The following is a 24,994-nucleotide window of genomic DNA, read 5'->3' as shown; positions in this document are numbered from 1 at the left end:
AATGCAGGACGACACCTGTGACGCTTGGAAGCTGTGACGCAGGCCAACCGTCGCCGCAGTCTGGCTGACCTTCGAGCTCGGGAACGCGTTGATATCGCCGTTGTAGATCGATGCCCCCAAACCGGCGCCCTTCGTACCACGCTGGTACACCATCTGAGCATAGACGTCCGTACGCTTCGACAGGAAGTAGTCGGCTTGCACGCCGAACTGATTCCAGTGCGTGCTGCTGCTGATCTGGCTTCATACGCCTCGTGCTTGATCGCCCGGCCGCCCATGGCAATGTCCTGGCCTGCGCCCGCCACCGTCTCGCAGCCGGCGAGCACGGCAGTGCCGGCAACAAGAGGAGCCCCGGCGCCCTCACTCCTTACGCATCGGCCACTGTCACGCCGGAATACTTTTCCGTCACGTTCAACAAGGTGAAGCCGTTGAACCCGGACGAAGCCGCGCCCGCAGACGCACTGCTTGGCCGCACGCGATTGACGGTGCCCAGCGATTCAGTCGAGGTACGCGTCGAACATCTCTAGATTCCGGCGCGGCGCATCAGTGGAAATGTCCGCCGAAAAGTCCGAGCAATCCGATGACGATCAAGTAGATTGCAACGATGTAGTTCAGCAGGCGCGGTACCACCAGAATGAGAATGCCGGCGATCAACGAGACCAATGGGCTCAAGTTCGTGAATGCGTGCATGGCGTTGCCCTCTTGACAATGGATCGCGAAATCGCTGAATGAAGCGCCTCTCCTGAAACACCGGAAACGATGTCGCTTGAAAGCGCGCTTGCCGCCCATCGGCATCCGGTCACCCGGCGAGAGACAAGCGCGTGACCGAATCGTGCCGACGACGGATCTCCGGGTGCCAGGCAACCGCACTGCCGGCGTCCACGGACCGCACTGCATCGAGTTGTGCTTCGTCGTCGCACGCGATCTCCCGCACATACGGAAGGTTCGTTACCCACGCGGGCGATCTGAATGACGAATATCTGTCGTGCAGCATTCACTTTCGGAGCGATTTCCGTTCCCGGCGCAGCATGCGAGCGCCGGTAAAAAATGCTTGCAGGCCGTCGGGCAATGGCGTTCGCACATCTCACGGCGCGTCATCGTGCAGAAGCCGCAACCCGCCGCGGCGCCGGGACAGAATTGACAAGCGCTTGAAAAATCGTTCGCGGATCGCGTGCCGGTCGTTGCGCCGTCGCGCTGCCGCCCGTCAGGATTTCGACGAATGGTCGGCCTGCTTGCGATCGCGACCGTCGTCCTGTTTGTCGTCCCGGGCAGCCACCCGCTTCGCCAGGTCGAGGTAGGTCTGGGCCATCGCGCGCAATTCCTCCTCCGACGCGTCCTCGATCCCGATCAGCCGGTCGCTTGCCGCGTGCGTGACGGCGACGAGTTCATCCAGCTTCAGGTGCATCGCGACGCTGTCGCGATTCTGGTTGCGCTGCAGCAGGAACACCATCAGGAACGTGATGATCGTCGTCCCGGTATTGATGACGAGTTGCCATGCGTCCGAATAGTGGAAAAACGGCCCGGTGACGAGCCACAGCACCGTCAGGGCCACCGCACTGCCGAACGCGATCGGCGAGCCGGCCCACACGGTCACGTGCGACGCGAATCGTTCGAACGCGCGCGTGACGGGATGCCTGACCATGACCGCCCGTGGATCGGCCGAGGCCCGGTCGCGCGTGCCCGGCCGGGCGCGGGATGGATGGTTCGCTTCGCGCATGGGCGCCTCCCGGAGAAGGATGTCGATCGTGGCGCACGCAATGGCACGGGAGCCCCGTACGCGGGCGCTTCCGACGAGCGAGCAGCTTGCATGCCCGATCGCCTGGTCTGCGCCACATCTCTTTTGCAGAAGACATCAAAGCAACACCATGAACCGCTTCCAAAAATGTCCACTCCAGGCAGTACCGATGACTTTTTTGAAATCGGGTATCACGCCGACTGAGCCTCGCGACCATCGGCATAAGTCAAATCCGGCTTGTTCCCGATATTTGTGACCATAGCGTTCCCGCCCAGCGAGTTCGAGCCCATCATCAACGGCGCGCGTTCGATTCGGTACAGGAGTGGCGCACGTCAGGCAACTAGACCGACGGCCGCTCCCGCGACTCCAGGGCCATGCGCGCAAACCCGAATGCAAGACTTAAACCGCCGCAGATCGTCGCTACAGGTGTGGCTATTCGATCCCGGAGCGCGTCTCGTCACGCTGTGTCAGGCGTGACTACAACTTTCGCATCCACGCCGGAACGACCGCTCTCCGTTCATTGACTACACCATTCGAAAGCGACGGGTTAACCATGATCGACCGTCGAAAAACGCCATGTTAACTTTCTCGATCATACGACTTGGTCATTTGACCTGATTTGTCGCGAATACGTCAGATCGCCGGAAACCCGAGCGAATGCTCAATGTCTGTCGCTTCTGGAAACGGGCACTGGATCACCCGGAGGTCGCGACAACGTCGGGAGGAACGTGCAGGTTCCGTCAACGGGCGTGAAAGGAACGTATGGTGGAAAGTGAAAGTTTATATGGTCATATGACTCAGTCAAATATTCAACTTGATGCCTGTATCGCCACTCGAATCAGAACGAGACGTCGCATCTGATCTAACCGTCCACACAACTTTGAGGCAAACATGAACGCAAATATTCAGAACATTCAGGACTCCCTCCCCACCGTCTCCAAGCAGACCAGCGCGCAGGAGATCGTTTCGCTCATGAATCAATACGGCGGCGTCCGGATCAAGAATTATCTGACCCAGGAGCAGGTCGCGAACATCAACCGCGAGGTCGATGCTCCGCTCGAACGGCTGCGCGAGGGGTCGTCGCACGAAAACGAACTGATCAAGGAATTCCACGGCACCTATACCAAGCGCCTGACGAACATGGTCACGCACAGCAAGACTTTTGGCGACGTGCTGGACGACGAACTCTTTCATGAACTCGGCGAGGTGCTCTACCGTGAAGAGTCCGGAGACTGGTGGCTTTCGACCGCGCAGGTCATCGACATCGGCCCGGGCAACACGGCACAGATGCTGCATCGCGATGTCGGCAATTTCCCGCCCCTGTGCGCGCTCGGAATCAACGGGCCTACGGTGTTCACCAACCTCATGATTGCGCTGACGCGCTTCACCGAGGAAAACGGCGCCACCCGGATCATTCCGGGGAGCCAGAACTGGGACGAGGACTACTTCGACAGCAAGGGCACGCCCGACATGACCATTGCCGCCGAGATGGACGCCGGCGACGCGTTGCTGTTCAGCGGAAAGGTGATCCACGGTGGCGGCGCGAACGTGACGCAGAACGAACGCCGACGCGGGCTCACGATTCCGATGCAGCCGTCCTACCTGACGCCGGAGGAAGCGTATCCCTTCATCGTCGACATGGACACCGTGCGACGCCTGTCGAAACGCGTTCAGCGAATCATCGGCTTCCGCTCGCAATATCCGGCTGGCACGCCGGGCCTGTGGCAAGTCGACTACGACGATATCGCAACGCACCTCGGCCTCTGAGCCACGAACAGACGCCTGCATCGGTCCGGGAGGGGTGATCCCCCTCCGCGAATTGCCTGACGCACATGCGCGGGCCACGACGGGATCGCCACCAGCGAGGCACCCCATGACGCTCGACCTGACAAATCGCGTGGCGATCGGGACCGGCGCAGGCACCGGTCTCGGGCGCGAGCATGCGCTGTTGCTGCCCGGCTGGGGCAAAGGTTGTCGTCAACGATCTGGGCAGCGACGTGAAAGGCAGAGGCGGCTCCGCCACGGCCGCCCAGCAGGTCGTCAACGAAATCGTCGCCGCCGGTAGCGAAGCGATCGCGGACAGCGCCTCGGTGACCGCCAATCGAATGCGGGGATTGCGTGCCGTTCCGCGTATGGCCCCCAAGAATCGACTTTCTATTGCACCTCATCCCACTCAGGAGCGTGATCATGGTGAAGCGTTTATTTGTCGCAATCTCTCTCGTTGCCGGGATCCTTCTGGTATTAAGCCCGGGATTCATGGTTCTGTACCACATTGAGCACTACGACTCGTCCCAATAGGCGCTACCAGGAACGATCGAAGATGCCGGCGTAGCCTTGCGCGCGGATCGTGTCGAACATGATCCGCGTCGTGCATTGCCCGCGCTTCGGTCGGCGGCTTTCGGTCTCGAATCGGCCCGACAGTTTACCGGGCCATGTGTCGATGACTCGCGAGCCCGCGCGCTTCGGATACTTCCGCCTGCGCGGATCAGTCTGCCCCTGCCATGCATGGACCGGGCTTCTGAACACGCCCGTACGTACCACAATCTCCCGCAGCGAAACCTTCCGGCGGAAGTACACCGCCGCCCCCTCAGCGCGCATCCCCACCTTGATCACCCTGCATCCCTGCTCGAAACGTTGAGCGGGGATTTCCATCACGCGGATCAGGTATCGCCGCCGCTCAGCGCACGCCAGCCAACTGCCGTTGTGCAACTCGCCTCTTCCCCCATCACCGTGGCATGCCGAGCACGACGCAAATCCATTGCTGTGCGGGGCTAGTGGAAAACGCCAATTTCCGTCGGGACGACATTTGTAGACACTAGACTTGGTCAAATGACCAATTCGCATGAAGCGACGACAGACGCCCACGCGCGTGACGCAGCGAAGCTGCATTCGCGACACCAGGCCAGACGGCGCGTCGATCCAACGACGAGACGCGAGATTTCGGAAGCAGCACTCCCCAAAATTCCGGGGTTCGAATATTTGGTCACTTGACTCAGTCAAAAGACTTGATATCGGGTCTGACGTTCCGAGAACGAATTTTTCACAAGGAGTCGAGCATGGACAGGCTGGCAAAGAAGAACGAATGGTTCGCAAGAGCCGAGAAGGTCATCCCGGGCGGGATGTACGGTCACCAGAGCGTCAAGTATTTGACGGAAGATTTCCCGCTGTACTTTGCAAAAGCGAAAGGTACCCATCTCTGGGACGTCGACGGCAACAAGTACATCGACTACGTGTGTGGCTACGGCACGAACCTGTTCGGCTACGGCAACGAGCGGATCGAGCAGGCCGCCGCCCTCCAGTTGCAGAAGATCGACACGGCGACGGGCCCCAGCGAGGTGATGGTTCAGCTTGCCGAGGCGCTCACCCAGCAGGTCAGTCACGCCGATTGGGCGATGTTCTGCAAGAACGGCTCGGACGCCACGTCGATGGCCATGGTGATCTCGCGCGCCTATCGCGAGAAGCGCAAGATTCTCGTTGCGCGCGGCACGTATCATGGGGCGTCCCCGTGGAACGTGCCCTATACGACGGGGATTACCAAGGAAGACCGGGCTCACATCGTCTACTTCGAGTACAACGATATCGAGAGCCTCAATGCCGCCGTCAAGAGCGTCGACGGTGACGTAGCGGCCATCTACGCTACGCCGTTCCGGCACGAAGTGCTCTACGACCAGTTCTTCCCGTCGATCGAATACGCGAAGGAGTGCCGTCGCCTCGCGGACGAGCAGGAAGCGCTTCTGGTCGTCGACGAGGTCCGCACGGGGCTGCGCCTGTCGCGTGACTGTTCATGGTCGGACTGGGGCGTGCACCCGGACCTCAGTTGCTGGGGCAAGGCGATCGGCGGCGGCTATGCGATCGCTGCGGTTCTCGGTTCCGACAAGGCACGAGAGGCTGCGACGAACGTTTTCGTCACGGGCTCCTACTGGCTCTCGGCTGTGCCGATGGCCGCGGCGATCGAAACGCTGCGCCTGGTACGAGAAACGGACTACCTCGAACATACCAAGCGGTTGGCGGACAAGCTGCGCGCCGGCATCGCGGAACAAGCCGAGCGGCATGGCTTCGAACTCAAGCAGACCGGGCCGAGCGTCATGCCGCAGATGCTTTTCGCGGGTGACGACGAGCTCGTGTCGCGCGGCCGGGCGTGGGCTTCGGAAGTCATCAAGAATGGCGCCTATCTTCACCCGTGGCACAACATGTTCTTCACGGCGAGCCACACCGACGACGACATCGCACGTACGCTCGAGGCGACCGAAGTGGCATTTGGCGCGATCAAGCAGAAGGCGGTTGCAGTGAGCCGCCTGGATATTCTGGACACCGTGCAGCGTTAATGCCGGATGCTCTTGATCAGCGTGGGTTTTCCACGCCAGATCTGGAGCGAGCGTTACAGCGTTTCGGATCCTGCCGGACCCGACCCAGGCACCAGCCGACGAGCGAACTCGGCTGGTGCCACGTCATTTTTATAAAAGCCAGGACAACTATCGTTATACGCAATTCAGGGACCACGCCTCGACGATCGCCCTGGCTTCAGGCCGGCGTCTCGAACCCATGCAGGTTCAAGCATTCGTCGCGGTTTGATTCATTGTTGCCCGACGTCGATGGCCGGCGCCTCTTGCGTGAAACCGTCCAGGATCTACCGCATCCGCCAACGCGATCGAACCACGCTTCATCGGCTCCGCGATGACCGATTCGGTGCGGGAGACCGGCTACGGCAGGGTGCCGATCGAGCGCATCCCGACGCGGCGGCCGGGCAACCATAAAGTGCAACGACAGGTTCCTGCCACATGCGATCGGTGGCGGTCGACGGCGGGTACCCCTGTTCCTCGCTGAGCGAAGCGAGTCCTCTTCTGAAGTTTCATATACCCGATTCGAAGGAGGTTTGTGATGGCAAATACCGTAACGGCGCAGGCAATATCCGTCATTGGTCTCGGCGCAATGGGAGCGGCCCTGGCCGAGGCATTGCTTGCCGCCGATCATCGCGTCACCGTCTGGAACCGCACGGCGAGCAAGTCTGCGGCGCTTGGCGAGGTTGGCGCCCAGGTCGCACACTCAGCCGCGGAGGCGATCGATGCGAGTCAGGTCGTGGTCGTTTGCGTGCTCGACTATGGCGCATCCGATTCGTTGCTGCGCACGCCGGACGTCGCGGCCCGTCTCAAAGGCAAAACGATCATCCAGCTCACGACGGGCACACCGGAGGACGCACGAGAGGCTTCGGAGTGGGCCAGGGAACACGACGTGGCTTACCTGGACGGCACCATCGGCTGCTACCCCAAGGATATCGGCACGTCGGACGGATCGATTCTCTATGCCGGCTCGCGTTCGACCTTCGAAGCCCTGCGACCTACCCTGGCGAACCTGAGTGGGCATGCGTTGTTCGTTGGAGAGCGATTCGGGAATGCCGCCATTCTCGACGGCGCTGTAGTGGGTTCGTTCTCCCTGGGGGCCGCGCTCGGGTTTCTCTACGGCGCCGCCGTGTGTGACGCCGAAGGCATCTCCCTCGACACCTACTTGTCGCTTGCCTTGGCACGTCGCCCCTTCGTTGAGGATACGCTTCAGACGTGCGTACAGATGATCAAGAAAGGAAACTACTCGGGATCGCAGGCCACCCTGGACAGTTGGGCCGCGGGTATCGGACAGCTTGTAGCGTACAGCCAGGAAAGTGGCACGGACAGCAGCTACCCGCAAGAAGTCCTGGCGCGACTCCAGCAGGCCGTCGCCAAGGGCCACGGTCAACATGAGCTGGCCGCCGTGTTTGAATGCTTCAGGAAGCCGCTCGCGAACCGGGGTTAGAGACAACCCGACCCGTATCCCGTTCCGCTCTTAACGGCCCCATATTCACGTCGCATGTTGACGCCAACGGAACGGGAGACGTCAGCATGACGATCGGACGACCGAAGGCGAGCGCGCGCAACTGATTTCGATAGCGTGCTCGCGCTCGATCGCGGCTGTGCGGGTCTCGTGTGTACGCAACGTGCGGCGACGGCTGACGGCGAGCCGGACAGCGCCCCTCGGTAACTGCTCGAGTTCGTGCTGAAACGTCAAAACCGCGCCGGGTACGCCACCGAGCTCGATCGCGGCGCGTCCGGTTCTCTAAGCTCGTCCGTTGATCGCCCAGGCAGTCGCAGCGAGAATCGACCGAGGCCGGCTTGTCATGCCTGGGCGAGAGAGAAACGGTCGTACCGTTACGCAGCCAAAGGGCTGCAGACCTGACGCCGGAAACAGAACCTCCACCGACTGCAGGCCAAATTCGCCCCACGCCACCCGTACGAGCGAGGCGTGGGTTGCAAGACATTGCTCGCGATCAAGTGGCGCCCCCTCCACGGCGGGAAAGCTCACGATTGAAGTTGCCAGCTCCATTTTCCCGCATGAAGATCCAACGGCATTCCGGCGGGCGCGCGGCAATCACTGCGGATTTCGTTCCAGGCTGCCAAGGGTGTAGCGTCGATTGAAGTTCGTTGCTTTTTCCTGCGCGCGCTCCAGCGCACAATAGGCGTAATACAGTGAGACGGACAGGTAAGACCAGGAAAGCAACGCGAAGATATAAAAGATCATGTGATCATGGTCACCGGGTATATGGTAGAAGTCGTAGGTGCTCGCAATAATCTGCGTGGCGACCAGTGCCACGATCACACTCACTGCGTTGCGCTTGTCGCCAATTCGCAGCAGCTTCCCGACGACGTAAACGAGATATACCGAGAACAAGGACCACATCACCAGATAGAAATACGGTTTGGGTCCGACCATGAAGTCGGCAGTCCACACAACGACGGTTCCCGCCAGTGCACCCACCACATACAAGACATCAGTGAAAAGCGACGGTTTATGTCGATGCGTAACAGCCATCATGCCGACGATGGTGATGACAGGTACGCCGAACCCTCTGGAAAATGCATCGCAAAAAAGCGAGACACTGAGAAAGACGTGCTCGCCCGTCAACGCGTTGAGCATCAAATTCGATGCCGAGAACGTCGTCACCAGCCACTCGAATCCGAGGAGGCCGTTGCGTCGCTTGAGAAGCTTCACGCCGTAGACGAGTGAAGTCGTTATCAACGCAAGATCGGCAAGACAATAAAGATAATATTTGAGTTCCATGACACATTCCAATGATCGTCAAGAATTTGAGTAACCATCGCGCTTGCCAGCATCAATACTCATCTTTGCATCATCTCTCGACGCGAGAAGGCGCTCCCGGCATAGATTGGTTTCGCACTGGCATGTCACGCGGCCGACGCCGCCCCGAGCATCCATAAGGGCCGGGGCGCGTTCGTGCGGCAAGGCGATCGCTTCGCCTCACGCTTCAGGCGATAACTGCCTCGGAATGTCGCGACTTGAACTGACGGATCGCCACGCTGGTCAGAAAGATCGGCACCACGAGCAACCCGACGGACAGCCAGCCGACCGCACGCAAGCCGGCCACGGTGAACACCATGCCGGCGATCGCGGGGCCTACCGCCAGGCCAAGATTGATTGCCGATGCACAGGTCGCGGTGCTTCTTCCGCTGGTATCCATTTGTGAAAGTGCCCCCACCATATAAGGGGCAATCAGCGTCGCACCGGCACTGACGAGCGCCGTTGCCACGAGAAACGCCCACCTGCCGCCCACGCAATACATGCCCAGGCTGCATGCGATCAACAGCGCGAGTCCAAAGGCGATCGGCTTGAACAGACCAAAACGATCGCCCAGCCAGTTGACCGCTACCCCCACCGGCAACTGGAAGGCCGCATTGACCATGAACAGAATGCCGAGTTGCTCCGCTTCAACACCTCGGGTTGCCGCGACCTCTGCGGCGAAGCCCATGAGGGCCGTCTGCGACACGTAGATGAAGAATGCGCTGAGCAGAATCCCTCGGACGTCACTGGATTTGATGGCGTCCTTCGCGACATTTTCCTCGCTAGCGTTGACGGCAGGATGCATGAACGCGCCGAAAAACAGAGCCGCCACGACAACGGCGAGCTGGACGGCATCCACACCGATATTGCCTATCTTCACGTTCACGATCGGGACGACGTACATCGCACAGGAAAATATGATGGCCATCGCCACAGCGACTTGAGCCGCAACCTTCTCCGGGTGCTTGACGTGTGCAATTACCCCGTACGCGCAAACACAGCTGACACCCAAGGCAGCGCCGAGAACCAGTTTCGCGGCGACGAACACATAAAAATTATGCGAGAACATCGCACACGTCGACAGAACGGCAAGCGCTGCCGCAGCGAGCGCCCCCGTTCTCTTGTTCAACGTCGCCATGTGACGACCGAAAATGATGATGGAAAGCGCAAGACAGAGCAGCACCGCGGACGCGAGCCATCCAGCGGTGCTTTCCGACAGTCCGAACCGGGCCATCGATTCTTCGATGTTGAACGGAAGCAGGTAAGTAGGCGTCCAGACCACGGCTCCTGTATAAAGCAGCGCGATTTTTCGGATTCCCTTGATTTCGTAATTCACGATCGACTCCTTGTCGTTTGCACGAATGCGAAATCGCGACGAGGCATCGAATCGCCCTCTTGCTCGCATCCATACAGGCACTGTTTCGAAGACTGCTTCATCCAACCGAAAAATCGCAATTTCACAACTGCTCGCGCTTCATCGACCTATAGCATCCCGTCGACCGACTACGATGCCCTCAGGTGATGGAATCCCCCGATTTCCCTGTGGAAGCCGAGCCAGGATCCCATCACACCTCCCGTCCGTTAATCGAAATGCCCGACCTCGAGGAAGTCCTTCATTTTCAACAGGTCGTTCGGATCCGACATTTGACCGTTACGCTCGACGAAGCCCGCAAAAGTCGTGCCGTACGTCCAGCCGAGCAAGCGCTGCAGTTCTTCCGGATAGCGCTTCACGCGTTCGATCGGCAGCGTGAGGTACTGGTTTTCTTCCTGCCGGAGGATGGCCAGGTCATACGACATCGTCAGGCCGGTGCGCGGTGCATCGCTGGTGTTCTTTCCGCCCCCGTGATAGGTGGAGCCGATAAAGAACAGCGCATCGCCGGCGGACATTTCCGCGGAAACGGCCTCCTCCTGCTTGGGGCTACGCTCGTCGTCCCACTTGTGGCTACCCGGGATGACAAGCGTGGCGCCGTTTTCTGCCGTAAAGTCGGATACCGCCACCATGACCTGGAACCGGGCCTCGCGCCCATAGTTCGGGTGCCGCCAAAGCCATACGGAATCGTCACGATGCAACGGCTGAAGGCCTTGACCCGGCAGGATCTGAATGGCTTGTGTCACCCCTACCTGAATATCGGGAGCGATGTCGATCTGGTTTTCGCCGCTCCAGATCTTGATCGGCGTCTGCAGGATGTTGCGCGCCGCGCCCAGATAGAGCGGATGCAACGCAACCTCGGCCATCCAGTCGGTACGCGCAAAGAGGCGCGAGACCCGACGCGTCTGTGTACCGGCGAAGTAATCGTCTACTCCGTTCGGAGCGGACTGGAGCGTGTCAAAGAGCGTCCGCTGAATCTGCGCGAGCAAGTCGGAACCGAGAAAGTTCTTGACGATCGCCCCACCGTCCTGCCGAACTGCGTTCGCCAGATCTTCAGGAGTGCTATCGCTTGAAAGGCGTTGCAACGACATGGTGATTCCTCCAACAGGTGTCAATGATTGAAAAGTGCAGCGTATCCTCGGTCACCACTGCCTTCTGCAATGGATGCCAGGATTCGCTCGCGTAGCGCCTTCAGGATTCGTGGCGGCTGCCCGATATCTTCCTGCGCTTGCTGAAACAGTCCGGTCGCTCGCGCGTAGATGTCCAGATCTGCGCCTCGTGGTTGATAGTCTGAAGCCGCCACGGATTCGAACAGACCTTCGATGAAGTGGGTCTGACCGGCGATATAGGTTGGGATCAGGTCGCGAATCTCGTCGATCGAAATGCCTGAATTCACTACGAACCTGAGACCTTCCAGGAAGGCTGCGCCAGCGCCGAAAACGAAGGTGCCCGTCAGACCGGCATCGAGCACGTTCGGCACATCCGGTCTGGCACTGACGTAGGTGGATTGCGGCGCAATCTTTCGAAGCAGAGGCTCAACTTCGTTCCAGATCTTCTCGTCGCCCCCCAAAAGGAAGACGGCGCTCTCACGGCCGATATCGGGCGGGAAGCACTGGATTGTTCCGCTGATGAATTTTGCGCCGGCACCCCTCACGATTTGATCCAGTACCTGGACCTCCGATGGGCGCCCCGTTGCCAGATTGACCACCGTTTTCCCTTTCATCCGCTCGCCCAGCGCCTCGAAGTCCGCCGCGAGATCGATCGGTGTCGCGGTCACGACCACGATGACGTCTGCCTGATCGCAGGCTGCCGTGGCGCTATCGGCAACGCGTGCTCCCAGTTCATGCAGGCGCTGCGCCTTCTCCGCTTTTCTGTTCCAGACGACGACCTTCTCGCCCTCCGCAATCAGGGAGGTGGCAATTGCAGACCCCATCGCCCCCAGGCCCAGGACAGCAATCAAATTGCTCATTCGCATTCCCTATCGTTGTCGTTGACCACACCACCAAGAGAGATTCATCGCTCAAGCCAACCGGAAAGATCATTAGACTTGGTCATATGACTACAAAGCAATGCACATGCCAACCCGATTCAAGTGATCGTCCTTCCCTGCATTGCGGCTGACGCGCCCGGTGGCGAAACACATGCCCCGGAGCGGGGATTTCGCTGCACCAAGTAATACCCAAAGTCACGTCAGCGGTGCAGACAAGTTGACTTGATCAAATGACCACGTATCTACAGGCACGAATCTTATGCCTCGACAGGACATTTGGAATACGGAGTTTCCATTAGCCACCTCATGACGCCACCGTACAAGCCAACGCAGTTGCGCCCATTCCGCGCCGCGCGTGGCTGCCCTCTTCGCCGGCGCACGTCGGTCACCGCATCTGCGTATCTCCCGAGACAGCAGCATCGAAACCGGAACGCAAATGCCGCTGGACAAACGGAGCACCGCTTGATGAGCCGGGCCGATGCCCGATGAATGCGTGCGCCCCTGGTTCCCGAAGCATGCTGCCGAGCCGCATCGGCTTCGCGATGTTTGCCGGGCACCGCGATGCTCCGGTGCTGCGATCATGCGCGGCACGTCCCTGCGAACGACTTTTCCCGCGCCGCCACGGCGGCTCGACATCCGTGCAGGACAACGCCTTGCGTTGCTTGCAAAATGCCGTCCACCGTCATGCTAATATCCGAGGATTCGACTACCCTGCACGGGTAGCACCTTTGGACGAAGACATAAAACGGAGCTCTGGCCAATGCAGAGAGTACGGGCTGAAGTCCGCCGCCAGGACCTCGTAGCGGCGACTGTCGCGGTGATTGCAGAGCACGGTGTGAAGGGTGCCACGACCCGCCGCATCGCCGAGGCCGCAGGGTGCCCACTGGCTTCCCTGCACTACGTCTTTCACTCAAAGGACGAGCTGTTATTCGCGGTCTACGAGTCCTTGATCGACCTGATCCGCTCGGATAGCCCGGAGGCGCCGGAGCACGGCACCCTGGCGGACCTGGCGGAGTTCAACCTGCGCTCCGTGATGGCCTGGTTCGAAGCAAACCCGGCATACGCGAAGACTCAATCCGAGTTGTATACGTGGGCGCTCAGGCATCAGCCCGACATGGCCATTGGCGCCCTTCGCATATCCCAGGAAGGTGCCCGCGCCATGCTGGCCTCCGCCGAACCTCGCGCGGATGCCAAGGCGCTGGATGCCATCGCGCGGCTGAGCATCGCCCTGGTCGACGGACTGCTTTTCTCGTGGTTTGCCCAGGAAGATTCGAAGCGTCTGGCCGTCGATGTCGATCACGCCAGCAAGATGCTGGCCGCCTACGCGACGACACTTCTGGACGCTCGCCCGGCCGCCAAAACCCCTCGCAAGTCGGTACGAAAGCAGTAAGCTGCTGCCACCTGCACCGAGGCACTGGCTCCCCGGTGCCCTCACGGTGGCAGTGTCGCGTCGTCTCTTCAAAATGACCGCACGGTGCGCGGCGCAGGACGTTTGCAATTTCGTCCCATGCGCCGCCCTACTCGCAAGCGTTGCTCGAAGGCGCTTTCAGGAACCGTTGCGCGCGTCCAACCGCGCACGTGCAACGCGAGGTGATGGGCACCGCCGAAAATCCGCACGGGCTGCAACCAGGCAGCCCGTTTCCATTTGCATGGAAACCTGACGCTCCGGCAGGCGGCCCTCGGCCTTACGTTGCCGCTCTCGCGCTCACGGGTTTACCTCCATCGACAGCGCCTCTTTGTCTGCTTAAGGTTGACCGATCAACTGACCAAGTCACACGATCATATTTTCCAAAGTCAGCTCACGCAAGCGAACTGAATATCCAGGGCACCCGTGGCCCGGCCCATTCATGGACAAACTTTCAAGAAGCCGACATAATTCACGAGCGTTATGGTCGTTTGACCATGTATCACGGATAGACACTACACCTGTGTATCACGTGAGCGGAAGAGGATTTTCGGGTACCGGAGTTTATCAATGACAAGAGTTCGCGCTGCGTTGCGGCGACAAGATTTTGTTGACGCTGCCGTTGAAGTCATCGCCGCGCACGGCGTCGCTGGAGCCACCACGCGGCGAATCGCTGAAGCCGCAGGTTGCCCTCTGGCATCCCTGCATTATGTATTCCATACCAAGGACGATCTGTTCGACGCCGTTTACGAATCCCTGTTCGATCTTCTCGCGATGAACGCCCCCGCTGACAGCGAATTTCGCTCTTTCGGCGAACTCGCCGGATGGCAGTTGCGCAAAATGGTCGAATGGCTCGTGCAGCATCCGTCGTACGCCCGAGCACAGTCTGAACTGATCCAGTGGGCCGAGCGTCATCGCCCCGATTTCGCGTTGAAAACCTATGTCCAGACGCTCGAGCGAACGATCGCTTACCTCGGCAAGTGCGCGCCACAGGTCAACCATGGCGCGATCGAATCCGTCGCCAGAATGAGCATCATCCTGATCGACGGATTGCTGAATAGTTGGCAAGGGGACACGAATATCCACCAGCTCAGGGCGAACCTGGATCATGCAAGTTCAGCGCTGGAGGCGTTTGCCACCTCCCTCTCGAGCTCGACGGTACAGGCTTGAGCGTCGGCGCAGCGCATCATTGCACCCATAGCCGGCAGCCCGACAGCACCCGTCAGCGCTCCGCCTCATCGCACGCTCCGATCTTGCCACCTTCCCGTAGACGGACGTCCGCATCCTGTCGGACGCCCGTCGTCGATTCCCGCTAGCTGACGGCGCCCGGCGTCGCGCCGAACATCGACTTCGTCTCCAGGAACTCCTCGATACCGGCGTAGCCCCACTCTCGTCCGTTGCCGGATTGCTTGTACCCACCGAACGGCGCCGCGATATCGACGGCCGCGCCGTTCAAATGCACCATCCCGGTCCGCAATTTTCTGGCGACGCGCTCCGCCTGTTCGATCGAGTCTCCATAGACGTAGCCGGACAATCCATACGGCGAGTCGTTGGCGATGGTGACGGCGTCCGATTCATCCCGATAGGGGATGATCACCAATACGGGGCCGAAAATCTCCTCGGTTGCGATCTTCATGCGATTGTTCACGCGGCTGAACACCGTCGGCTTGACGTAGTAGCCGCGTTCAAGCCCGGAGGGATTGCCGAGCCCGCCCGACAGGAGCATCGCGCCCTCGTCGATTCCCACCCGGATCATCTCCTGCACCTTTTGATGCTGGCGCTGGTTCGCCATCGGCCCCATGGTCGTACCCGGATCGCGCGGATCCCCGACGACGACCTGCCCGCACGCAGCGACTGCGATCTGCTCCGCCTCCTCGAGCCGATGTGCCGGCACCAGCATGCGCGACGGCGCGGTGCAGGTCTGGCCGGAATTGGCCATCATCTGGAGCACCCCGTGCGTGACGCCCTGCTGAAAGTTTTCGCTATCCAGAATGATGTTCGCCGACTTGCCGCCCAGCTCCAGCGTCACCCGCTTGATCGTCGTCGCGGCGGCCTGAGCGACCTCCACGCCAGCGCTCGTCGAACCCGTCAGCGACACCATGTCGAAGAGCGGGCTGGACGCAATGGCCCGGCCCAGGCGCTGCCCGGCGCCCTGCACGAGATTGAATACGCCGGGAGGGACGCCGGCCTTCTCAAGGATCTCGGCGAGGACGATGGCCGAGTACGGCGCATTCTGACTGGGCTTCAACACGATCGTGCAACCCGCCACCAGCGCCGGCGCCACCTTGCACATGACCTGGTTCATCGGCCAGTTCCAGGGCGTAATCAACCCGCACACCCCCACAGGCTCCTTGACGATCCGCGACGTGCCCTGGGTTCGTTCAAACGGATACTGCTTCGCGACTTCCAGGGTCGTATGGAGGTGCCAGAGCCCCAGCGCCGCCTGAAGCGGGCGAGAGATAGCGTCCATCGGTGCGCCCATCTCGAGCGTGATGGCGTCGGCCATATCCTGCAACCGTTCGGTGTATGCACCGATCACGCGCTCGAGCAGCTTGAGCCGCTCGACGAGGGGCGTGTTCGAGAATGCCGCGAAGGCGTCGCGCGCCGCCTCCGCGGCCAGGTTCACATCGGCCTCGTCGGAGAACAGCAACACGCCGGAGACTTCGCCCGTCGCCGGATTGATGATGTCGTGCTCTACGCCGCCGTTCGCAGGCGCTACCCAACGGCCGCCTATGAACGCCTTGCGGAGATGTTCTGCTTCGAAAATCGGCATCTGCTCGCTCCATGTCAGTTGGTATCGGGGCGAACCCTCAGCCTGCCGGATCGCCCGTGAATGCCCATACTATCGTCTTTTTTGATCATTTGGCCAAGTCAGGCGACTCAGTAATAATCAGTATTGCCACCGGCTCTCCAAAGTACGACGCTTCAGGGAACGATCAGCCGCGCTGTTGCAAAGGATCTGCAGTGGGTGTGACTGGATGACGATGAGGACGAGACCACCAAGCGACTTCCAGCGAAGCTCGCGATACGCCGAAACCGCTGTTCTCAAGCGGATCGGATTGGTCTGCCGAAATGGACATTCGACCATCGCGGCCGGCAAGCAAAGGTCTGCTCGCCACTCAAGTATCCAGGCAGGCATCACAGAGGGTTAACCTTCATCGACAAGGAATTTTTCGAGCAATACTTTCTACTACACGGTCATTTGATCAAGTCATATGGCAGACTTCACGCCGGATAGCCAGGCAGTAAGCAATCCGCAAAGAAGCGCACCGCGATCCGGTCGCTTTTGACGTCAACATCGAACGACAACTCTCCCTCGGGAGCGAAAGGCAATTACCATGGCAATCATTCAAGTCCAGCAGATCATGCACGAGAACCCGCTGCATGCTCGCGCTCCGCATGAACCCCGCTACGAAGATGGCAGCGCCTTCTGTGACGGCAACTACGTCCCCATCACCGAAGCGACCGTCCCGCTCGTCGACGCAGGATTCCTGCATGCCGACGCGGCCTACGATGTCGTCACCGTCTCGCGGGGCAACTTCTTCCGGCTCGACGATCACCTCACGCGCATGGAAGAGTCGTCGGCGAAGTTCTTCCTTGAGAATCCGTTCAATCGCGACCAGGTCAAGGAGATTCTCCACAACCTCGTGCGCAACGCCGGCCTGAAGGACGCGTACGTCTGGTGGTGCGTCACCCGCGGCCCGCTGAGCGTCGATCGCCGCGACCGCGGCGCCATGAAGAACGCGATGTTCGCGTTTGCCGTGCCGTTCTTCTTCCAGGCTGACGACGAGGTCCGCACGCGAGGCTCGAACCTGCTGATCAGCAAGCTGTACAACCGCATTTCCGCGAAGGCGGTCGATCCCACGGCCAAGAACTTCCACTGGATGGACATGAAGCTCGCGCTGTTCGAAGCCATGACGCAGGAGAAGGACTGGGCGGTTCTCGTCGACGAAAGCGACAACCTCACCGAAGCAGCCGGTGCGAACGTGTTTTTCGCCAAGAACGGGGAGCTCTATACGCCCGCCGAAGGCTGCCTGCTGGGCATCACGCGCCAGAGCGTCTTCGATATCGCCGCCGAGCTCGGCATCAAGGTGAACATCGGCAAGTACACCGCGACCCAGCTGCGCGAGGCTGACGAAGCATTCACCTCGTCGTCGGCAGGCGGGATCATGCCCGTCAGCGCAATCGACGATCAGCCGCTCGGCAACCGCAACGGCCCCGGCCCGATCTCCGAGAAGATTCACAACCTCTACTGGGAGAAGCGCTGGGCAGGATGGCACGCGCAGCCGGCTGAATACTTCTCGTCGGTCCCGGCATAAGCCGGAAGCCAGAAGCCGTTCACAAGTGGCGCGTACGAAGCCGATCCGGTCGAACAAGCCGCATCCGGCCCTGGTGGGCGCCCAATAGCTGCATGCATTGACGAACCGTCCGGCGCCCCACACAGGTGCCGGGCAATACGAACTTCTACGTCATAGCGATGACCTGGAGTTCGGTGATTCAACAAAACAAAGTACAAGCACACCCCAATTCATTTCGCATAGCTAACAAACGGACAGGACTATCGGTACCTTCATCCGTATTCACTATGCACAACCCTTTGGCGGGCGCACGTCACCTGGTCAAGGTCAAGGAGATAGCCGTGGTCAAGACTCATGCTTTCAAGAAATCTGCTTCGCTCATCCGATCGGCAGCGAAATTGTCCGTCATCGCTTCCGCAGTCGCGATGTCTTTGACCGGTGCGCTTGCGGAAGGGACGGATGCATCTCATACGCCGTCGGGCGCCGAAATCGCCGGCACCGCGAGCGGCATTCCCGCATGGACACCTGTGGGCAACGTCGGCTCGGGATGGAGTTACGGCAAGCGCCGCGCGGATTTCTTCAAGTACAAGTCCGACAAGCCGCTGTACACGATCGACGCCAGCAACGTCGACAAGTACGCGGACAAGCTCAACCCGGGCCAGATTGCACTGCTGAAGAACCTGAAGGGCTTCACGATGCCGGTCTATCCGTCCCGGCGCACGTGCGGCGTTCCCGATTTCGTCGCAGAGAACACGAAGAACAACGCGGGCTTCGCCAAGATGAACGCGGACGGATCGGAACTCTCCGATGCCCATCTTCCCGGCTACCCCTTCCCTGCGCCCAAGACCGGCGCGGAAGTGATGTGGAACGCGAAGCTGCACTACCGCGGCGCCGGCGTCGAGATGCGCGACATCATCACCGTCGTCTCCCCGCGCAAGGGCGCGTCCGACTGGATCAAGAACGTGTCCGACGCGTGGATCTACCAGCCGTGGGGTGACAAGGCCGGCACGACGTTCGCGAAGGTCAATCAGGTCGAAGGCAACGCCTACTACGCGTACAAGTCCCCGGCGGCCATTGCCGGCCAAGCCGCGATCTTTACGACCTACGCCGGCAAGCCGACCGAAGTCTTCTACTACTTCCCGGGCCAGCGCCGCACCCGTCGCATGCCGTCGTATGCATACGATGCACCGCAGATCGGCTTCGACAACCAGTACAACATGGATGAAGCGCTGGTCTTCTCCGGACAGACGGACCGCTTCTCCTGGAAGCTGCTCGGCAAGAAGGAAATGATCGTGACGTACAACGACCTGGGCATGTACGACTTCTCGGACAAATTTGAAGATGCCTACGGCCCCGACTTCGTGAATCCGGCGAAGCGTCGCTACGAACTCCATCGCGTGTGGGTCGTGGAAGCGACGGTCAAGCAGGGGATGCGCCATACCGCGCCCAAGCGCCTCTTCTACGTCGACGAAGACAGCTGGAACTACCTCGGCGCGGTGGACTACGACGCGCAGGGCAACATCTCGAAGGTGCGCGAGGGTTACGTCATCCCGGTGTATGAGACGGGGAGCTGCGACACGCTCGCATTCGCTCAATACAACCTCGTCGATGGCCGGTACCTCGTGGACGGTTCGATGCTCGCGGCCGGACGGGACGCGAAGTGGTCGGTCGATTCGTCGGCGGATCAACACTACAAGCCGAGCTTCTATAACGCCGACAATCTCCGTGCGTTGAGCGAGCGTTGACAGGGGCCGAAACAAAATGGCTACCACCACCTCATTACAGCCCCGATCCAGCGTGGTCTTCGTGCGCGCGGCGATCTCGGCGCTTGTCGCCCTCGGGTGCGGCAGCGCGCACGCCTTCACGTTCACGATCGGGAATGTCGAAGGCAGTTTCGATTCGACGGTATCGGCGGGCGTCGGCATTCGCACTGCCTCGCCGAGCAGCAATCTCGTCTCGCCGACCTACAATGCGGCCACCGGTGCGCAGACCGGTGGTGGCCGACTCGGTCAATTGAGCGGCCTTTCCGACCAGGGCGACATCAACTACGGCAAGGGCGATCCGTTCACGAGCTATCTCAAGGGCAGCCACGAGCTGCTCCTGAAGATGCCGTCGCAGGGGCTCACGTTCATGGCACGTGGCACCTGGCAATACGACTACTCCGGCACCCACACCACAGGTGCCACCAGCGGGCAGAACCTTTTCTATAACCCGCCACCCAGCCTGAACGGCGGGCTCTCGTCCGACGCCGAGAAGAACATCCGCTTCAAGCCGCGCTTGCTCGACCTGTGGGTCAGCAAGCAGTTCAACGTCGGCGACCAGATTGCGCGCATCCGCGTGGGTAACCAGGTCGTCAGCTGGGGCGAAAGCATCTGGGAAGTTGGCGGGGTCAATGCGACGAATGCGATCGACGTGAATCGCGCGTCCCAACCCGGCGCGCAGGTCAAGGAATTCATCCTGCCTGCACCGATCCTGAGCGTCGCGTCCGGCGTGGGTCACGGCGTGAACGTCGAAGGGTACATCCAGAGCAACTGGAACCAGAATTACCTGCCCCCGGTTGGCAGCTATTGGTCGAATCAGATCGTCGGGCCCGGCAACAACGCGTATGGCGTCTCGACCGTCCATCCGAAGAACGGCGGGCAGTATGGTTTTTCCATTCGCTACCAGCCCGCGGGAACGGACCTGAATCTCGGTTTCTACACGATCGCGTACCACGACAAGTTCCCGCAAGTGTCGCTGAGTTCGACGGGCGGGACGATCTTCCGGTTTCCGGAAGACCGTCACATGATCGGTGTCAGCGCCAACTTCCCGGTTGGCGACTGGGCGATCGGCACCGAGCTCTCGTACCGTCCGCGAGACGCCGTTCCGCTGAATCCGGCCAGTGGATGCGTCGCGCAAGGGGGGAACTGCTGGGTCGACGAGAAGCGATTCCAGTGGCACCTGACGACCCTCTACTCGCTCCAGCCGGGCAATTCCGGTGCATTCCTCAAGCTGCTCGGCGCCCAGACCGCCACCCTGACGACCGAGACGGTGATCATTGCGTATCCCGGGCTTCACAAGAGCTATGGCGGGTCGCCGATTTCTCCGGGTGCGCTTCTGTGGGGGAATGAGTTCAATGACCTGTTCGCGACCGGCGCACTCAACTCGCCGGGTAGTGCGCAGGGAACGAAATACTCCGGCGGGATCGACGTCGATTTCAACTGGGTTTACGACGGCACGGTCATTCCCGGGTGGCAGGTCAATCCGGGGATTTACGTCCGCTACGGCCTCTTCGGCAATACGCCGAACGTGAATGCCCAGTTCATGCGCGGCGTGACGGCGATGAACCTGTATGTGAATTTCATACAGAACCCGGCGAACTGGCAGGTCGCATTGAACTACACGCGCTTCATGGGCCCGACCAACCCGCTGGCCAACCCGCTACGTGATCGAGACTTCGTGGCAATCGTCGCATCTCGAAATTTCTGAGGTCAATATGAATCAAACGCCTGTTCCCGACGCAGCCCGGCCCAGCAAGCTGCTAAGAATTCTTCATTCGCTGGAAAATACGCTGTTCGGTCACAGGCGTCTCGTTCTGGGGCTTCTGGTTCTCTTCACGGTCGTCATGGCCTGCTTCGCCGTCAAGCTTCGCATGGACGCCGGGTTCGAGAAGCAGCTTCCGCTCGGCCACGAATACACGCAGACGTTCAACGAGTATCGCGGCGACCTGCTCGGCGCCAACCGTTTGATCGTCGTCGTCAAGGCCCGCAAGGGCAGCATCTGGACGCCGGATGCGTTGAAGCGCCTGTATGAAGTCACCCAGGCGGTCACGTTCCTGCCGAACGTGTCTCGCAGCAGCGTTCAATCGCTCTGGACTCCGAATTCGTTCGTCAACGAGATTACCGAAGACGGATTCCGGGCCGACCCGCTCATTCCCGGCACCGTGACGCCCGATCAGCTCGACAGCAACACGGTCGGCGCCATTTCGCGCTCGACGGCCCAGGGCGGCTTCGTCGGCAGCCTCGTGTCGCGCGACCAGAGCAGCGCAATGGTCACCGCCGACCTCAACGAGCTGGATGCCAAAGGTGAGCGGGTCGACTATGTGGCATTCGATCAGGCGCTCGAAGCGCAGTTGCGATCGAAGTTCGAGGATTCGAACTATGAAATCCAGATCATCGGCTTCGCGAAACAGATTGGCGATATCGCAAACGGCGCATCGTCCGTCCTGAAGTTCTGCGCGATCGCCCTGCTCCTGACCGCGTTGGCCGTCTACTGGTACTGCCGCTCCATTCGCCTGACGATCCTGCCGCTGACATGCTCGCTGGTCTCGCTCGTCTGGCAGTTCGGCACGCTGCATCTCCTCGGCTACGGGCTCGACCCGTTGGGCGTGCTGGTTCCGTTCCTCGTGTTCGCGATCGGCGTGTCGCACGGCGTCCAGCAGATCAATTTCATCGTTCGCGAGATCTCCCATGGCAAGTCGGTCGAGCAAGCCGCTCGGTCCAGCTTCAGCGGGCTGCTGATTCCCGGCACGCTCGCCCTGGTGACCGCGTTCGTTTCCTTCGTCACGCTGATCCTGATTCCGATCCCGATGGTTCGCGAGCTCGCGATCACCGCGTCGCTCGGCGTGGCGTACAAGATCGTCACGAACCTGGTGATGCTCCCGCTGGCAGCGTCGATGCTCAAGGTCGACGGCAATTATGCAAAGAATGCGGAGCTGCATGCCGCTCGTCGTGGCCGCGTGCTCCGGGTTCTCGCAAAAGTCGCCATTCCGCGCAATGCCGCGATCATCCTGCTGGCGGCCGTCGTGGTGTTCTGCGTGGCGGCCTGGGAAAGCCGGGATCGCGTCGTCGGCACGCTGCAGGCAGGCGCGCCCGAGCTTCGCGCCGACGCCCGGTTCAACAAGGATTCGGTGTCCATTGCGTCGAGCTACGACGTCGGCCTCGACTGGATTTCCATCGTCTTCGAAGCGCCTCCCCAGTCTTGCAACAACGTGGAAGTCGGTGCCTATCAGGATCGCTTCGTCTGGTCGATGCGTGCCGTCCCCGGCGTGTTGTCGGTCGTTTCGTTCTCGTCGTTGCTGCGGCAATACAACGAGGGGTACAACGAAGGCAATCCCAAGATGTCGGCGATCCCCATCGACCCCGACAACTATTCATCGCTGGCCGGCGAGGTGGCCCGCACGCCCGGCGTCATGCGCAAGGACTGCAGCATGACCGCGGTGAACATCTATCTGGCCGACCACAAGGCGACCACGATCACCCAGGTGATCAACGCCGCGAAGCATTTCCGCGATACGAACAAGCTGCCGGGCGTGAAGATCCGGCTCGCCTCCGGAAACGCCGGCGTGCTGGCCGCGGTCAACGACGAAATCGAGCGCAGCGAATTGCCGATGATGCTTTACGTCTATACGACCATCGTCCTGCTCGTCCTCGTCACGTACCGTGACCTGCGCGCGGTCCTCGCATGCTGCCTGCCACTGACGATCGGCACGTTCATCGGCTACTGGTTCATGAAGGAGCTGCAGATCGGCCTGACCGTCGCCACGCTGCCCGTGATGGTGCTGGCGGTGGGCATCGGCGTCGACTATGCGTTCTATATCTACAACCGGCTGCAGCTGCATCTCGCCAACGGTGTCGGCATCGTCAAGGCGCTCGAACAATCGATCCTCGAGATCGGGACGGCCACCATCTTTACGGCCATCACGCTCGCTATCGGCGTCGCCACCTGGTCGTTCTCCGAGCTCAAGTTCCAGGCGGACATGGGCAAGCTCCTGGCGTTCATGTTCATCGTCAACATGGTCATGGCCATGACGGTCCTGCCCGCCTTCGCCGTCTGGCTCGAGCGCATCTTCCCGCGCCGCCGGCCCGCGCGCGCACCCGGCCTGCTCGCACATTGAAGAAGAAGAGGATTCCATGACCATGAATCGCAAGGTTCTCTCCCTGTCGGCCAGTATCGTCGTCTTCGGCGCGCTGCTGGGCGGCATGCAAAGCGCGGTATCCGCATCGGAACTCAAGCCCGTTCCGGCCGTCCAGTCCAGCATCGCGACGCAGTCCCCGGTGCTGGATGCGACGTGGGCAGGCCAGCGGGTGGTAAGTGTCGGCGCAAACGGCATCATCCTGCTGTCCGACAACCGCGGTGCGACGTACCGCCAGGCCAAGGCGGTGCCCGTGAGCTCGACACTGACGTCCGTCAGTTTCATCGACGCCCGGACGGGGTGGGCAGTCGGCCACTGGGGCGCGATCCTGAAGACGACCGACGGCGGCGAGACGTGGGAGGTTCAGCGTCTCGCGACGACCGAGGATCGCCCGCTGTTCGGCGTTCACTTCATCGATGCCGACCACGGCGTGGCCGTCGGACTCTGGTCGCTCATCCTCGTCACCGATGACGGCGGCAAGACCTGGACAAAAAAGGAAGCCGTTCTCCCGAACGGCAAGAAGTCGGACCTGAATCTGTTCGGTCTTTTTTCGAACAGCAATGGCGAGATCTTTGCTACGGCCGAGAAGGGGCAACTCTTCATCTCCAAGGATAAGGGCAACACCTGGGAGAACGTGGAGACCGGGTACAAGGGGTCGTTCTGGTGCGGTGTGGCGCTGCCCAATGGTGTGCTGCTGGTCGGCGGGCTGCGCGGCACGTTGATGCGAAGCGAGGACAACGGCCACACCTGGTCACGCGCGACGCTCGACACCAAAAATTCCATTACCGCGCTCGCGTCCCGAGGCTCCACGGTATTGGCAGTGGGCGTCGACGGGCTGCAGGCTCAAAGCACCGATGATGGAAAGACGTTCCAGCGCCTGAACACCCAGACCGGGACGACGTACACCGCGGCACTCCCCTCGCCTGGCGACAAGTGGCTGGTTTTTTCTCGCGACGGGGTCGTCGCGCAGTAACTGCCGGATGTTTGATTCGCACAGCGAGCCGTGATCGTGAAACGCGGCTCGCTGTGTCGATGCCTGCTTGACCTGCGATGGGTGGTGGAGTCAAACGGCGATCGAGTTCTCGTACTCTGGAGAGCAACGGTAACGCGATGAATAAGCGGGATACGGACGCGCCGCCGGCCCGCATCCCTCATGACGCGCAGGGTCAAAAGATCAAATCGGTGATCTGCGCAACCGCCGCA

Annotated in this window: 18 protein-coding genes and 3 pseudogenes; 11 read left to right on the top strand and 10 right to left on the bottom strand. The window is 60.7% G+C overall.

The window, feature by feature from the left end:
• Positions 1–27: 27 nt before the first annotated feature.
• From BCEP18194_RS41575 to BCEP18194_RS01360, 4 genes and pseudogenes are all read right to left on the bottom strand, one after another.
• Positions 28–231, bottom strand: a pseudogene (locus BCEP18194_RS41575) (porin); the annotation flags it as partial.
• A 2-nt stretch (positions 232–233) separates the two neighbouring features.
• A pseudogene (locus BCEP18194_RS41975) lies at positions 234–341 on the bottom strand (entericidin A/B family lipoprotein); the annotation flags it as partial.
• A 199-nt stretch (positions 342–540) separates the two neighbouring features.
• The gene (locus BCEP18194_RS39040) at positions 541–687 is read right to left on the bottom strand and encodes a DUF3096 domain-containing protein (protein WP_081436544.1); all 147 of its coding nucleotides are present in this window, start codon (positions 685–687) and stop codon (positions 541–543) included.
• Between the two features lie 514 nt (positions 688–1,201).
• Entirely contained in the window at positions 1,202–1,714 is a 513-nt protein-coding gene (locus BCEP18194_RS01360) for a low affinity iron permease family protein (protein WP_011349488.1), read from the bottom strand.
• Between the two features lie 909 nt (positions 1,715–2,623).
• Here BCEP18194_RS01360 and BCEP18194_RS01355 point away from each other — a divergent pair.
• Positions 2,624–3,499 carry a phytanoyl-CoA dioxygenase family protein gene (locus tag BCEP18194_RS01355; protein WP_011349487.1) on the top strand — a complete coding sequence of 292 codons (876 nt, stop codon included), beginning with the start codon at positions 2,624–2,626 and terminating at the stop codon, positions 3,497–3,499.
• A 106-nt stretch (positions 3,500–3,605) separates the two neighbouring features.
• A pseudogene (locus BCEP18194_RS41970) lies at positions 3,606–3,828 on the top strand (3-hydroxyacyl-CoA dehydrogenase); the annotation flags it as partial.
• Between the two features lie 205 nt (positions 3,829–4,033).
• On the opposite strand, the gene BCEP18194_RS01350 reads toward BCEP18194_RS41970, so the two are convergent.
• The gene (locus tag BCEP18194_RS01350) at positions 4,034–4,384 is read right to left on the bottom strand and encodes a hypothetical protein (RefSeq protein WP_157687089.1); all 351 of its coding nucleotides are present in this window, start codon (positions 4,382–4,384) and stop codon (positions 4,034–4,036) included.
• A gap of 404 nt (positions 4,385–4,788) precedes the next feature.
• Between BCEP18194_RS01350 and BCEP18194_RS01345 the strand changes: the two genes are divergently transcribed.
• Together BCEP18194_RS01345 and BCEP18194_RS01340 are read left to right on the top strand one after the other, a co-directional pair.
• Positions 4,789–6,057: an aminotransferase class III-fold pyridoxal phosphate-dependent enzyme gene (locus BCEP18194_RS01345; RefSeq protein WP_011349485.1), complete on the top strand. Its 1,269-nt coding sequence runs from the start codon at positions 4,789–4,791 to the stop codon at positions 6,055–6,057.
• 553 nt (positions 6,058–6,610) lie between these two features.
• Entirely contained in the window at positions 6,611–7,516 is a 906-nt protein-coding gene (locus BCEP18194_RS01340; RefSeq protein WP_011349484.1) for an NAD(P)-dependent oxidoreductase, read from the top strand.
• A 612-nt stretch (positions 7,517–8,128) separates the two neighbouring features.
• Here the strand turns inward: BCEP18194_RS01340 and BCEP18194_RS01335 are convergent.
• The 4 genes from BCEP18194_RS01335 to BCEP18194_RS01320 all read right to left on the bottom strand — a co-directional run bounded on the left by BCEP18194_RS01335 (position 8,129) and on the right by BCEP18194_RS01320 (position 12,174).
• Positions 8,129–8,818 carry a hypothetical protein gene (locus BCEP18194_RS01335; protein ID WP_011349483.1) on the bottom strand — a complete coding sequence of 230 codons (690 nt, stop codon included), beginning with the start codon at positions 8,816–8,818 and terminating at the stop codon, positions 8,129–8,131.
• Between the two features lie 205 nt (positions 8,819–9,023).
• Positions 9,024–10,172 (bottom strand): MFS transporter, encoded by a 1,149-nt coding sequence (locus tag BCEP18194_RS01330; RefSeq protein WP_041492412.1) that lies wholly within the window; start codon positions 10,170–10,172, stop codon positions 9,024–9,026.
• A 245-nt stretch (positions 10,173–10,417) separates the two neighbouring features.
• Positions 10,418–11,296 (bottom strand): phytanoyl-CoA dioxygenase family protein, encoded by an 879-nt coding sequence (locus BCEP18194_RS01325; RefSeq protein WP_011349481.1) that lies wholly within the window; start codon positions 11,294–11,296, stop codon positions 10,418–10,420.
• A 20-nt stretch (positions 11,297–11,316) separates the two neighbouring features.
• The gene (locus BCEP18194_RS01320) at positions 11,317–12,174 is read right to left on the bottom strand and encodes an NAD(P)-dependent oxidoreductase (protein ID WP_157687088.1); all 858 of its coding nucleotides are present in this window, start codon (positions 12,172–12,174) and stop codon (positions 11,317–11,319) included.
• Between the two features lie 781 nt (positions 12,175–12,955).
• Here BCEP18194_RS01320 and BCEP18194_RS01315 point away from each other — a divergent pair.
• Complete coding sequence (locus BCEP18194_RS01315) at positions 12,956–13,585, top strand: TetR/AcrR family transcriptional regulator (protein WP_011349478.1); 630 nt, start codon at positions 12,956–12,958, stop codon at positions 13,583–13,585.
• A gap of 585 nt (positions 13,586–14,170) precedes the next feature.
• Positions 14,171–14,770, top strand: a complete 600-nt coding sequence (locus tag BCEP18194_RS01310; protein ID WP_011349477.1) for a TetR/AcrR family transcriptional regulator — start codon at positions 14,171–14,173, stop codon at positions 14,768–14,770.
• Between the two features lie 142 nt (positions 14,771–14,912).
• Here the strand turns inward: BCEP18194_RS01310 and BCEP18194_RS01305 are convergent, their stop codons facing one another.
• The gene (locus tag BCEP18194_RS01305; protein ID WP_011349476.1) at positions 14,913–16,373 is read right to left on the bottom strand and encodes an aldehyde dehydrogenase family protein; all 1,461 of its coding nucleotides are present in this window, start codon (positions 16,371–16,373) and stop codon (positions 14,913–14,915) included.
• Positions 16,374–16,938: 565 nt separating this feature from the next.
• Between BCEP18194_RS01305 and BCEP18194_RS01300 the strand changes: the two genes are divergently transcribed.
• The 5 genes from BCEP18194_RS01300 to BCEP18194_RS01280 all read left to right on the top strand — a co-directional run bounded on the left by BCEP18194_RS01300 (position 16,939) and on the right by BCEP18194_RS01280 (position 24,764).
• Positions 16,939–17,919, top strand: coding sequence for a branched-chain amino acid--2-keto-4-methylthiobutyrate aminotransferase (locus tag BCEP18194_RS01300; RefSeq protein ID WP_011349475.1), 981 nt, complete (start codon positions 16,939–16,941; stop codon positions 17,917–17,919).
• 404 nt (positions 17,920–18,323) lie between these two features.
• Positions 18,324–19,643 carry a DUF1329 domain-containing protein gene (locus BCEP18194_RS01295; RefSeq protein WP_208860689.1) on the top strand — a complete coding sequence of 440 codons (1,320 nt, stop codon included), beginning with the start codon at positions 18,324–18,326 and terminating at the stop codon, positions 19,641–19,643.
• A 16-nt stretch (positions 19,644–19,659) separates the two neighbouring features.
• Positions 19,660–21,366: a DUF1302 domain-containing protein gene (locus BCEP18194_RS01290; RefSeq protein WP_011349473.1), complete on the top strand. Its 1,707-nt coding sequence runs from the start codon at positions 19,660–19,662 to the stop codon at positions 21,364–21,366.
• 7 nt (positions 21,367–21,373) lie between these two features.
• Positions 21,374–23,773: an efflux RND transporter permease subunit gene (locus BCEP18194_RS01285; protein ID WP_011349472.1), complete on the top strand. Its 2,400-nt coding sequence runs from the start codon at positions 21,374–21,376 to the stop codon at positions 23,771–23,773.
• Positions 23,774–23,789: 16 nt separating this feature from the next.
• Complete coding sequence (locus BCEP18194_RS01280; RefSeq protein WP_011349471.1) at positions 23,790–24,764, top strand: WD40/YVTN/BNR-like repeat-containing protein; 975 nt, start codon at positions 23,790–23,792, stop codon at positions 24,762–24,764.
• Positions 24,765–24,994: the final 230 nt, after the last annotated feature.

This window comes from Burkholderia lata (assembly GCF_000012945.1).
Lineage (GTDB): Bacteria > Pseudomonadota > Gammaproteobacteria > Burkholderiales > Burkholderiaceae > Burkholderia > Burkholderia lata.
Note: the sequence above shows the minus strand (reverse complement) of the source record. Positions and strands in the feature narration are given on the sequence as shown.